Annotated in this window: 13 protein-coding genes; 10 read left to right on the top strand and 3 right to left on the bottom strand. The window is 70.3% G+C overall.

The features are described 5' to 3' along the window. Positions 1–1,590 (top strand): MFS transporter (locus G3I65_RS27360; protein WP_160698667.1); only part of this gene is annotated, 1,590 nt, incomplete at its 5' end. Between the two features lie 11 nt (positions 1,591–1,601). Next, positions 1,602–2,078 (top strand): DUF2771 family protein, encoded by a 477-nt coding sequence (locus tag G3I65_RS27355; RefSeq protein ID WP_160698666.1) that lies wholly within the window; start codon positions 1,602–1,604, stop codon positions 2,076–2,078. A 4-nt stretch (positions 2,079–2,082) separates the two neighbouring features. Here G3I65_RS27355 and G3I65_RS27350 read toward each other — a convergent pair whose 3' ends face one another. Further along, positions 2,083–2,469, bottom strand: coding sequence for a cold-shock protein (locus tag G3I65_RS27350; protein ID WP_086861937.1), 387 nt, complete (start codon positions 2,467–2,469; stop codon positions 2,083–2,085). Positions 2,470–2,601: 132 nt separating this feature from the next. On the opposite strand from G3I65_RS27350, the gene G3I65_RS27345 reads away from it, so the two are divergent. Next, positions 2,602–2,838, top strand: coding sequence for a hypothetical protein (locus G3I65_RS27345; protein WP_163046762.1), 237 nt, complete (start codon positions 2,602–2,604; stop codon positions 2,836–2,838). On the opposite strand, the gene G3I65_RS27340 is transcribed toward G3I65_RS27345, so the two are convergent. Then, complete coding sequence (locus G3I65_RS27340; protein ID WP_160698665.1) at positions 2,835–3,452, bottom strand: HAD family hydrolase; 618 nt, start codon at positions 3,450–3,452, stop codon at positions 2,835–2,837. The two genes, G3I65_RS27345 and G3I65_RS27340, sit on opposite strands and share 4 nt — an antisense overlap. Positions 3,453–3,547: 95 nt before the next feature. Here G3I65_RS27340 and G3I65_RS27335 point away from each other — a divergent pair, with 95 nt between their 5' ends. Next, the gene (locus G3I65_RS27335) at positions 3,548–4,147 is read left to right on the top strand and encodes a TetR family transcriptional regulator (RefSeq protein ID WP_160698664.1); all 600 of its coding nucleotides are present in this window, start codon (positions 3,548–3,550) and stop codon (positions 4,145–4,147) included. Further along, the gene (locus tag G3I65_RS27330) at positions 4,144–5,112 is read left to right on the top strand and encodes a R2-like ligand-binding oxidase (RefSeq protein WP_160698663.1); all 969 of its coding nucleotides are present in this window, start codon (positions 4,144–4,146) and stop codon (positions 5,110–5,112) included. Before G3I65_RS27335 ends, G3I65_RS27330 begins: the two co-directional genes overlap by 4 nt. Positions 5,113–5,234: 122 nt before the next feature. Here the strand turns inward: G3I65_RS27330 and G3I65_RS27325 are convergent, their stop codons facing one another. Next, positions 5,235–6,887, bottom strand: a complete 1,653-nt coding sequence (locus G3I65_RS27325) for an AMP-binding protein (protein ID WP_160698662.1) — start codon at positions 6,885–6,887, stop codon at positions 5,235–5,237. 104 nt (positions 6,888–6,991) lie between these two features. Here G3I65_RS27325 and G3I65_RS27320 point away from each other — a divergent pair, with 104 nt between their 5' ends. The 5 genes from G3I65_RS27320 to G3I65_RS27300 are packed head-to-tail and all read left to right on the top strand — an operon-like array spanning position 6,992 to position 10,759. After that, the gene (locus tag G3I65_RS27320; RefSeq protein ID WP_160698661.1) at positions 6,992–7,891 is read left to right on the top strand and encodes a hypothetical protein; all 900 of its coding nucleotides are present in this window, start codon (positions 6,992–6,994) and stop codon (positions 7,889–7,891) included. Between the two features lie 36 nt (positions 7,892–7,927). Then, entirely contained in the window at positions 7,928–9,550 is a 1,623-nt protein-coding gene (locus tag G3I65_RS27315; RefSeq protein WP_160698660.1) for an AAA family ATPase, read from the top strand. Positions 9,551–9,558: 8 nt separating this feature from the next. Further along, positions 9,559–9,756, top strand: coding sequence for a DUF2997 domain-containing protein (locus tag G3I65_RS27310; protein ID WP_309235735.1), 198 nt, complete (start codon positions 9,559–9,561; stop codon positions 9,754–9,756). Next, the gene (locus G3I65_RS27305) at positions 9,744–10,319 is read left to right on the top strand and encodes a 4Fe-4S single cluster domain-containing protein (protein WP_160698658.1); all 576 of its coding nucleotides are present in this window, start codon (positions 9,744–9,746) and stop codon (positions 10,317–10,319) included. The genes G3I65_RS27310 and G3I65_RS27305 overlap by 13 nt, the downstream gene beginning before the upstream one ends. Then, on the top strand, positions 10,316–10,759 hold the full coding sequence (locus G3I65_RS27300) for a hypothetical protein (RefSeq protein ID WP_160698657.1): 444 nt from the start codon (positions 10,316–10,318) through the stop codon (positions 10,757–10,759). The genes G3I65_RS27305 and G3I65_RS27300 overlap by 4 nt, the downstream gene beginning before the upstream one ends. The last annotated feature ends 115 nt before the right edge of the window (positions 10,760–10,874 follow it).

Genomic DNA, 10,874 nt, shown 5'->3' with positions numbered 1-10,874 from the left:
CCGTCTCCGCGCGATCCGCACCGCACCGAGCCCGTCCGCCGCGAACCCGGCGGGTTCTACCAGGGCGACCGGCACCCCGGCAGCGGCGAGTACGAGCACTACGACACCGGGGGCTACGCCGGCGAGCCGCGGCCGCCGGAGGCCGAACCGCTGCCGCCGCGCGAAGAACCGCGGACGCCCGGCGGCACGCCGAAGCTGCCGAAGAAGATCACCGTCACGCGGGTGGCGGCGATGCGCAGCCGCCAGCTGACCGGCCAGGCCGTCGGCGCCTTCCAGCGCGCGACGAAGGCCGACGGCGCCGAGAAGTCCGGGCTCACCTCGCTGACCTACGCCGTGATGCTGAACTACGCCAGCGACGCGGCGATGGCGATCGCGCTGGCCAACACCCTCTTCTTCGCCGCGACCAGCGGGGAGAGCAAGGGCAAGGTGGCGCTCTACCTGCTCATCACGATCGCGCCGTTCGCGCTGGTCGCGCCGGTGATCGGGCCGGCACTCGACAAGGTGCAGCGCGGCCGTCGCCTCGCGATGTGCGCGTCTTCGGTCGGCCAGGCCCTGATGGCCGTCGTGATGGCGCTGCACTTCGACGACTGGCTGCTCTACCCGGCCGCGCTCGGGATGATGGTGCTCTCGAAGTCGTTCACCGTGCTCAAGGCCGCGGTGACGCCCCGGGTGCTGCCGTCCGAGATCACGCTGTCGAAGACCAACGCGCGGCTGACGACGTTCGGCCTGGTCGCCGCGGGCGCGTTCGGCGCGCTGGCCAGCGGGGTCAACGCGATCACCGGCTCGGCGGGCGCGCTGTGGTTCACGGCGCTGATCTGCGTCGCCGCCGCCGTGCAGTCGATGCGGATCCCGGCCTGGGTGGAGGCGACCGAGGGCGAGGTCCCGACGTCGCTTTCGGCGCACCCGACCGAGAAGAAGCGCCGCCAGCCGCTGGGGCGCCACATCGTCGTCGCGCTGTGGGGCAACGGCTCGGTGCGCGTGCTCACCGGCTTCCTCATGATGTTCGCCGCGTTCGCGGTCAAGGCGCAGACCGAAGGCACCGGGCAGACGCCGTTCATGCAGCTGCTCCTGCTCGGCGTGATCGGCGCCGCGGCGGGGGCCGGCGGGTTCCTCGGCAACGCGCTGGGCTCGCGCCTGCACTTCGGCAGCCCGGACCAGGTGATCGTCGGCTGCGTGGCGGGCTGCGTGCTGGCCGCGCTGGTCGCGACGATCCTGCCCGGACTGGCCACGGCCGCGATCGTCGGCCTGGTCGGCGCGACCGCCAGCGCGCTCGCGAAGATCAGCCTCGACGCCGTCATCCAGGAAGACCTGCCCGAGGAGTCGCGCGCGTCGGCGTTCGGCCGCTCGGAAACCGTGCTGCAGCTGGCCTGGTGCCTCGGCGGCGGCGCGGGCCTGCTGCTGCCGCCGACGTACTGGATCGGCTTCCTGGTCATCACCATCGTGCTGGCGGTCGGCCTGACCCAGACGTACCTCGTGCGCCGCGGCGGTTCGCTCGTGCCGGGCCTCGGCGGCGACCGGCCGCTGCGCCCCGAGCCGACCGGCAGCTTCCCGGTCCAGGGCCTGCCCAGGGACGCGGCACCCCGCCGGTAGGGTCTGAACCCATGCGACGTTCCCGGGTGGTGGCCCTGCTTGCGGCCGGTGGGTTCGCGGTGGCCGGCTGCTCGGCACCCGGCCCGGCCGAGGTCACGTTCTACGCCGACGGCCACACGATCAATACCACGCCCGTGCTCACTTGCGACTACTCGCAGCAGCTCGCGCAGCCGTGCAGCGCCAAGGGCGACACGAAGACCCTGAAGGTCCGCCCGGGCAAGCCCGTGCAGATCTCGGTGCCCGGCGAGGTCGCCGACGCGCCGTGGCAGATCGTCTACGAGTACGTCACCCCGCAGGGCGAGTACAAGCAGAGCGACCCGATCCCGTTCACGTCGCTGGACCGCTACGCGTACACGGTCACGCCGCCGACGCCCGCCGACCGCATCTCGGCGGTCGACGTGCAGAAGTACACGGCCGTGCTGAACGCCGGCACCGGTGAGTCCGGGCTGCTGCCCAGCGACGTGTGGGGTCTCCGGCTGGAGGCCTAGCGGTTTAGGGATCCAAGTCCCGGGCCACCGCGCGCATGATCTCGCCGATCTGCTTGGTGTGCTTGCGGTCCGGGTAGCGGTTGCGCCGCAGGTCCGGCTGCACCTTCAGCTCGAGCAGCTTGATCATGTCCTCGATCAGGCCGTGCAGTTCCTCGGCGGGACGGCGGCGCGCCTCGGCGACGGACGGCGGCGGGTCGAGCAACCGGACGGAGAGCGCTTGCGGACCACGACGGCCGTCGGCGACGCCGAACTCCAGCCGCTGGCCGGCCTTGAGCCCCTCGACGCCCTGCGGCAGCGCGGCCTTGCGGATGTAGACGTCGGCGCCACCGTCCTGCGTGACGAACCCGAACCCCTTCTCCGCGTCGTACCACTTGACCTTGCCGGTCGGCACTTCCCTCACCAATCCTTCTGCTGTCCCGCTCACGACGAACGCGCCCGGGGGCGTACCCAGGGCGCGCTGGGTAAAGGGTATCTCGCCACATGCCCTGGGGAGAAGTCGATACCGGCGGATACCCTCTGCGTCATGAAGACCACGTCGAAGGAGGCCGCGGTGGCTACCCCCGGCAAACCGTTCCTGATGCGCCTCGGCATCGGCTTGTTCGGCATCGGCATGCTGGCCGTGCTCGCCGTGTTCATCATGTTCGCCGCCGGCCTGGAGAACCTGCCGATCTGGCTGTCCGTCGCCGCCGGTGTCGTCACCCCGCTCGGGCTGCTGCTGGGCCTGATCGCGCTGGTCCGCGAGGCACGCGCCAAGAACTAAGAGACCGCTGCGAACGTCTTCTCGAACCAGTCCGGGAACTCCGTCAGCGACTCGAACACCACCTCCGCTCCTTCGCTCAGCAGGAGTGCGCGGTCGCACGGACCCGTGGTGACGCCGACCGCGATCGCGTTGGCCGCCAAGGCACCCCGGATGTCGCCCGCGTGATCTCCGACATACACGCGCGCGTCGTGCGCCAGGAGCGCCTCGGCCTTCTGCGTCGACCACAGCTCGCCGACGACCTCGTCGACGTCCAGGCCGAGCGCGTCGACGTGCAGCTGCGCGTTGGGGCCGTACTTGCCGGTGACGACCAGCGTGCGCCCGCCCGCTTCCCGGACCGCGCGCAGCGCCTCGACCGCGCCCGGCAGCGCGACCGTGCTCGGCACGACCATGTCCGGGTAGAGCGCGCGGAACCGGTCGACGAGCCCGGGAATGCGTTCCTCCGGGGCCTCGAAGCCGCGCAGGATGTCGTCGAGCGGCGGGCCGAGGTTGGCCGCGAACGCGTCACCGTCCAGCGGCAGGCCGGATTCGGCGCCGAGCGCGTTCATCGCCGCGGCCATGCCCGGCCGCGCGTCGATCAGTGTCATGTCGAGGTCGAACCCCACCGTGATGCCCACAACCGACACGGTAGCCGCCACCACCGACAGTTTTACACGTCAGCTGATCATGTACAGCGTCTTGACAGCGGACTCATCTGTGTCAAGGTGGGAGTGTGACCAGCTTCACTGACCGGACCAAGGCGTCCCTGCGGGAAGCGCTCCTCGACGCCGCGGCCGACCTGCTGCCCGACCGCGGGCACGCGGGTCTGCGGATGGCCGACGTCGCGGCGAAAGCGGGCGTGAGCAGGCAAACCGTCTACAACGAGTTCGGCAACAAGGCGGCGCTGACCCAGGCGGTGGCGCTGCGCACCGCGTCGGAGTTCCTCGACGGGATCCGGCAGCGGTTCGAGACGGCGGACGGGCTCCTGGCGGGCATCCACCACGCCGTGGTCTACACGATCGAGCACGCGCGGGAGAACCGCCTGGTCGCGGCGGCGCTCGGCACCGAAGCGGGCGAGGACCTGCTGCCGCTGCTCACGAGCCGCGGCGAGCCGATCCTCACCGCGGCCGCGGACCTCGCCGCCGAGCAGTACCGCGAATTCGAACCCGGGCTCTCGGCCGAAGCCGCGGCCCTGCTCGCGGAGACCGTCGTGCGGCTTTCCCTGTCGCACCTGGTGCTCCCGACGCACTCCGCGACGGAGGCGGCCGACGCCGTCACCGCCGTGCTGGCACCCGCCATCCGCCAATTCGTCCACAATGGAGTGACACGATGACCGACACGCTGCCCGAGCTGCGGACCGGCTTTTCCTCGCTGCGCAAGGGCGGGCTGAACTGGGACTCCTTCCCGCTGCGCCTGTTCGTCAAGGGCAACAAGAAGTTCTGGAACCCCGCCGACATCGACTTCAGCCACGAGCGCGAGGGCTGGGACACGCTGAACGACGAGCAGAAGCGCTCGACGACGTACCTGGTCGCGCAGTTCATCGCCGGCGAAGAGGCCGTCACGGAGGACATCCAGCCGTTCATGCGGGCGATGTCGGCGACCGGCCGCTTCGGCGACGAGATGTACCTGACGCAGTTCTGCTTCGAGGAAGCCAAGCACACGGAAGTGTTCCGCCGCTGGATGGACGCGGTCGGGCTGACCGAGGACCTCCACCCGTACGTCGCCGAGAACCCGCACTACCGCAAGCTGTTCTACGAGGAACTACCGCAGTCGCTGCGGGCGCTGGAGGACGATCCCAGCCCGCTCAACCAGATCCGCGCGAGCGTGACGTACAACCACGTGATCGAAGGCAGTCTCGCGCTGACGGGGTACTACTCGTGGCAGCTGATCTGCACCCAGCACGACATCCTGCCGGGCATGCAGGAACTGGTCCGCCGCATCGGCGACGACGAGCGCCGCCACATGGCGTGGGGGACGTTCACGTGCCGCCGTCACGTCGCCGCGGACGACTCGCTGTGGGACGCGGTCCAGCAGCGGATGGGCGAACTGCTGCCGCACGCGCTGAACATGATCCAGTGGGTGCAGGACCAGTTCGAGGAACTGCCGTTCGACAACGACCCGCAGGAGATCGTCCAGTACGCCGCGGACCGGGCACAGCGCCGCCTGGGCGCGATCGAGTCGGCGCGCGGGATGCCGGTGGAGCAGATCGACCTGGACTACTCGCCGGAGCACCTGGAGGAAACGTTCGGCGAGGAGGACGCGAAGGCGATCGCCGAGGCGGCCGCGGCGGTTTCCTGAAGCGTGGTGGGGCACCTTCGCGAAGGTGCCCCACCGGTCTCACCAGTCCCAGCCGAGGATGATCATCGGTCGCCTCCCTTCGCGAAGTCGCGAAGGGTCAACGCCCGGACGCCTCGGACGGTTTAGGCGTGTTTCGTGGACGCGGCGGCTTCCAGTCCCAGCAGGGTGATCGACTTTTCGCGCATCTCGACCTTGCGGACCTTGCCCGTCACCGTCATCGGGAACTCCTCCACGACGTGGACGTAGCGGGGGACCTTGTAGCGGGCCAGCTTGCCCTCACAGAACTCCCGCACCTTCTCCGCGGTCAGCGGCTCGGCGCCTTCGCGCATCCGGATCCACGCCATCAGTTCCTCGCCGTACTTTTCGTCCGGGACGCCGATCACCTGCGCGTCGAGGATGTCCGGGTGGGTGTAGAGGAACTCCTCGATCTCCCGCGGATACAGGTTTTCCCCGCCGCGGATGACCATGTCCTTGATCCGGCCGGTGATGTTGAGATAGCCGTCGCCGTCCATGACCGCCAGATCGCCGGTGTGCATCCACCGCGCCGTGTCGATCGCCTCGGCTGTCTTGTCCGGCTGCTCCCAATAGCCGAGCATCACCGAATAGCCGCGGGTGCACAGCTCCCCCGGCTCACCGCGCGGCACGGTCAGGCCGGTCTCCGGGTCCACGACCTTGACCTCCAGATGCGGCCCGACCCGCCCGACGGTGGAGACCCGGCGCTCGATCGAGTCGTCGGCGCGGGTCTGGGTGGACACCGGTGAGGTTTCGGTCATGCCGTAACAGATCGACACCTCGGCCATGCCCATCCGGTCGATGACCTGCTTCATCACCTCCACCGGGCACGGCGAGCCCGCCATGATCCCCGTCCGCAGCGACGACAGGTCGAAGCTCGCGAAGTCCGGGTGGTTCAGCTCCGCGATGAACATCGTCGGCACCCCGTACAGCGACGTGCACCGCTCCGCCGCTACCGCTTCGAGGGTGGCTTTCGGGTCGAACGCCGGTGCCGGGATCACCATGCACGCACCGTGGCTGGTGCAGGCGAGATTGCCCATCACCATCCCGAAGCAGTGGTAGAACGGCACCGGAATGCACACCCGGTCCGTCTCGGTGTAGTTGCACAGCTCGCCGACGAAGAAGCCGTTGTTGAGGATGTTGTGGTGCGACAGGGTCGCGCCCTTCGGGAACCCGGTCGTGCCCGAGGTGTACTGGATGTTGATCGGGTCATCGGCCGACAACCCGGCCTGCAGATGCTTCAACCGCTCCGGGTCCCCACCGGCCGTCATCAGGGCCTGCCAATCCGGCCCGCCGAGGATCACGACGTGCTCCAGCGCGGCGCACTTTTCCCGGACTTCTTCGACCATGGCCGGGTAGTCGGAGGTCTTGAACTTGTCCGAGGCGACCAGCAACCGGATCCCGGCCTGGTTGAGGACGTACTCCAGCTCGTGCGACCGGTACGCGGGGTTGATGTTGACCAGGATCGCGCCGATCTTCGCCGTCGCGTACTGCAGGAACGTCCACTCCGCCCGGTTCGGCGACCAGATCCCCACCCGGTCACCCTTCCCGATCCCCCGCGCCACCAACCCCAGCGCCAGGGCGTCGACTTCGGCGGCCAGCTCCCGATAGGTCCACCGGCGCCCCGCGGTGCGGTCGACCAGGGCGTCGCGGTCGCCGAACGCCGCGACCGTCCGGTCGAAGTTGTCGCCGATGGTGTCCCCGAGCAGCGGGACCTGCGACGTCCCCGAGGCGTAACTCGGCAGGGCGGGCGCGTCAGGCATGGTGCCTCCTGAAGTCGGCGGTGACTGCCGCCGAGTCTAGGAACCAGGTGCCTGATCAGCCAGCTCAATGGCAGGATCCTTCTTGGGAAGAGGGAGGGAACCCGATGCGAAGAATCCTGACTCTGGCCACGGCGATCCTGCTGCTCGCGCCGGCCGTACCGGCGTCCGCGGCGGCCCGCGTGATCGTGCTGCCGGGTGCCACGTCCGCCGAAGGGATCACCGCGGCCGGCGGCGGCACCTACTACACCGGCGACCTCATCGCCGGCACGATCTTCCGCGAGGACGTCAAGCGCGGCACCGCCGAGCGCTTCATCGAGGCGCCACCCGGGGCGATGGCGGCCGGGGTGGACCTGGACCGGCGCCACGACCTGCTGTTCGTCGCCGGTGGGAAGGCCGGCAAGGCTTACGTCTACAACGTGCGCACCAAGGCGAAGGTCGCGGACTTCACCTTCGGCGACGCGCAGACGTCCTACGTCAACGACGTGGCCGTGACCCCGCAGGGCGCCTGGTTCACCGACTCCTACCACCCGCAGCTGTTCTTCGTGCCGGTCGTGGCCGGCGTGCTCGGCGCGCCGCGCACCCTGCCGCTGAGCGGGCCGGGCGCGGGCGGCTCCCCCGACACCTTCTTCATGAACGACGTCATCGCCACGCCGTCCGGCGACACCCTGCTCGTGGCCGCCACGACGCCCGGCAAGGTGTACAAGATCAACCCGGTCACCGGCGCCAGCGCGGAGATCGAGGGAGTGAACGCGCCCGGTGTCGCCAGTCTCGTGCTCGAGGGCCACCGGCTCTGGGCGGTGCAGCTCGACGACAAGATCACCCGGTGGTGCCTCGACGGCGACCTGGGCCGCGGAACCGCCAACGGCACGATCACCGATCCGCTGTTCGACCAGCCGGTTTCGGCGGCGAAGATCGGCGACCGGCTCGCCGTCGTCAACTCCCACATCTTCAGCGGCTACCCGCCCACCAGCCCGACCTACGAAGTCCTGCTCGTCGGCGCGTGACTGGTAGGGTCCGGACGGACTTCGAGGGGGCGATCGATGGCCGGCCAGGGGTTTCGCGACGAGCTGACCCAGTTGCTGCAGGCGCGCTACCCGCTGCTGGTCGTCGAGACGCACGAAGAGCAGCGGGTGCTGCGGGAGATCCGCGCGGTCGCGGAGGACCAGCAGCGCCTTCGCACGCCGCGGCGGGTGTACGTCTGGTCGTCGACCACCGGGCTCGCGCCCGCGGGCGGGCCGCCGATCAGCGACACGCGCACCGCGGCCGCCGCGCTCGAGCGGATCTACGGCTGGGGTGAGCCCGCCGTCTTCGTCTTCGCCGACCTGCACCCGTCGCTGGTTTCCGAAGGCGGGCACCGGCCCGATCCCGACGTCGTCCGGCGGCTGCGCGAACTCGCCGCCGCGTTCAAGACCCGGCCGGTGCCGCTGAGCCTGATCCTCGTGTCGCCGTCCCTGCCGGTGCCGCCCGAGCTGGAGCACGACGCGACCGTCGTCGACTTCCCGCTGCCCGACCAGCGCCAGATCGGCGAGCTGCTGGACGGCATGGTCGCCGCGCACCGGCAGAACGTCCGGATCAGCATCGACCGCGACGACCGGGACATGATCGTCGCCGCCGCGCGGGGCCTCACGCTGCCGGAAGCCGAGAACGCGTTCGCCAGGGCCCTGGTCGAAGGCGGTGGGCTCGACCCCAGCGATCTCGAGCTGATCCTCGCCGAGAAGCGCCAGGCCGTCCGCCGGTCCGGGATGCTCGACATCGTCCCCGCGGAGACGAGCTTCGACGCCGTCGGCGGGCTGGACCGGCTCAAGCGCTGGCTGACCAAGCGCACCGGCACCTGGACGCCCGCCGCGTCGGCGTACAACCTCGCGGCGCCGAAGGGCCTGCTGCTCACCGGCGTGCCCGGCTGCGGCAAGAGCCTGTCCGCGGTCTGCGTCGCGAACATGTGGCGGCTGCCCCTGCTGCGGCTGGACCTCGGGCGCGTCTTCGCCGGGCTGGTCGGCTCCAGCGAGAAGAACATCCGCACGGTCATCCGCACCGCGGAAGGCATCGCGCCCTGCGTGCTGTGGGTCGACGAGATCGAGAAGGGTCTGGCCGGCGCGGGCGGCGGGGGTGACGGCGGCACCGCGCGGCGAGTGTTCGGCACGTTCCTGTCGTGGATGCAGGAGAAGTCGGCGCCGGTGTTCGTGATGGCGACCGCGAACCAGGTCGGCTCGCTGCCGCCCGAGTTCCTGCGCAAGGGCCGGTTCGACGAGATCTTCTTCGTCGACCTGCCCTCGGCGCCCGAGCGCGCCGCGATCTGGCGGATCCACCTGGCCAAGCGCGTCACCGACCCGTTCGTGGCCAGCGAACTGCGGCTCGACGACGCGCTGTTCGCCGAGCTGGCCGACGTCAGCGCGGGTTACAGCGGCGCCGAAATCGAGCAGGCCGTGCTGTCCGGGCTGGTCGACGCGTTCGCCGAGAAGCGGCCGCTGCGCCGCGACGACCTCGTGCGCGCGGTGAAGTCGACCGTGCCGCTGTCGGTCACCCAGGCCGACGAGATCCTGGCCATCCGGAACTGGGCGGAGACCCGGGCCGTCGCGGCCACCGACACTTCCGGTGAGGTCGTCGAGGCTCCCGTCGCGCCACCGCAGCCGGAGTCCCCGAGGGGAAGGACGATCGACGTATGACGCACCGCGTGACCGTCACCATCGCCAAGGACGGCTCGATCAGCGCCGAAACGCACGGCGTGACCGGGTCCAAGTGCCTCGACTACATCCCGCTGCTCGAAGACCTGCTCGGCGCGGAAACGGTGTCGTCGGAGTTCACCGAGGACTACCGCCGGACCTCCGCCGAGGTCGAGAACCCGGCGTCGCAGCAGCAATGGAACTCCTGAACCTCCACCGGATCGTCGACGTCACCGCGGCCGAAGGTCCCGGCGTGCGGTGCGCGGTGTGGACGCAGGGGTGCTCGGTGCGCTGCCCCGGCTGCTTCAACCCGCAGACGTGGACCACGCGCGGCGGGACGCCGATGCCGTGGCCCGACCTGGTTTCGCACGTGCTCGCGATTCCCGGGATCGAGGGCGTCACGCTGCTCGGCGGCGAGCCGTTCGACCAGGCCGAGCCGCTGGGGCACTTCGCTTCCGCGGTCCGTTCCGAAGGCCTCTCGGTGATGACGTTCACCGGACATGTGCTGGAGGACCTGCCGCCGTCGAAGCTCCTCGACTCGACGGATCTGCTGGTGGACGGGCCGTTCCTGGCGGACCGGCCGGAGACCGCGCGGCCGTGGGTCGGGTCGGTCAACCAGCGGTTCCACTTCCTGACCGACCGCTACGACGAGTCGATCTTCACCACGCCGAACCGCCTGGAACTGACGATCGGGGTGGACGGCGGGATCGAAGTGAACGGGTTCGCCACCACCGAAGTACTGGAAGCGCTGCTCGAAGGGGATCACCGATGAGTGTCACGCTGAAGCTGCGCAGCGAAGCACTGGCCCAGCTCAACGCCGCGACGATCGCCGCGCACGCGCAGGCGCAGCCGGGTGTCGTCACCGTGCGGACCCGGATGCGGCACCGCGACCTGCTCGCCCGCGCGCTCACCGGGCTGCGGGCGCAGGTCACCGACGACGGCAACTCCGTCGTCGCCGCGTGGGAGGGACGGCGGATCACGTTCGTGTACGGCCCCGAGGGCGTCCAGCTGGCGCACGTCGACGGCCCCGGTCTCGCCGAGGCCGAAGCGCAGCGGCTGGTGCTGTCGGTCGACGAGGCGTACGCGGCTCAGGTGCAGCAGTCGGTGTTGGCGCGGCTGAAGGCGCGCGCGGCTTCGAACGGGATGGTCGTCGAGTCGGAGCGGGTGAACGCCGACCAGTCGATCAGCGTCACGCTGACCGCCACGTCGTGACCGAGGTCAGGGTCGGGCTGATCGAGTTCGGCAAGGCGCTCAACGACTCCGTCACCCTCCCCGGCCTCGGCGAGCTCCCGGGCGGCCAGGTCAGCGCGGGCCGGGCGGTCCGCGG

The sequence above is a fragment of the Amycolatopsis sp. SID8362 genome, from assembly GCF_010550475.1.
In the GTDB taxonomy this organism is placed as follows: Bacteria; Actinomycetota; Actinomycetes; order Mycobacteriales; family Pseudonocardiaceae; genus Amycolatopsis; species Amycolatopsis eburnea.
The sequence above is the reverse complement of the archived record's forward strand: the minus strand, read 5'-3'. Positions and strand labels throughout refer to the sequence as shown.

What these genes read in the sequence shown, in the direction of transcription:
- G3I65_RS27300 (WP_160698657.1), top strand. Translation starts at nt 10,316, where the DNA reads ATGAGTGTCACGCTGAAGCTGCGCAGCGAAGCACTGGCCCAGCTCAAC.
- G3I65_RS27315 (WP_160698660.1), top strand. Translation starts at nt 7,928, where the DNA reads ATGGCCGGCCAGGGGTTTCGCGACGAGCTGACCCAGTTGCTGCAGGCG.
- G3I65_RS27345 (WP_163046762.1), top strand. Translation starts at nt 2,602, where the DNA reads ATGAAGACCACGTCGAAGGAGGCCGCGGTGGCTACCCCCGGCAAACCG.
- G3I65_RS27330 (WP_160698663.1), top strand. Translation starts at nt 4,144, where the DNA reads ATGACCGACACGCTGCCCGAGCTGCGGACCGGCTTTTCCTCGCTGCGC.
- G3I65_RS27355 (WP_160698666.1), top strand. Translation starts at nt 1,602, where the DNA reads ATGCGACGTTCCCGGGTGGTGGCCCTGCTTGCGGCCGGTGGGTTCGCG.
- G3I65_RS27305 (WP_160698658.1), top strand. Translation starts at nt 9,744, where the DNA reads ATGGAACTCCTGAACCTCCACCGGATCGTCGACGTCACCGCGGCCGAA.
- G3I65_RS27325 (WP_160698662.1), bottom strand. Translation starts at nt 6,887, where the DNA reads ATGCCTGACGCGCCCGCCCTGCCGAGTTACGCCTCGGGGACGTCGCAG.
- G3I65_RS27320 (WP_160698661.1), top strand. Translation starts at nt 6,992, where the DNA reads ATGCGAAGAATCCTGACTCTGGCCACGGCGATCCTGCTGCTCGCGCCG.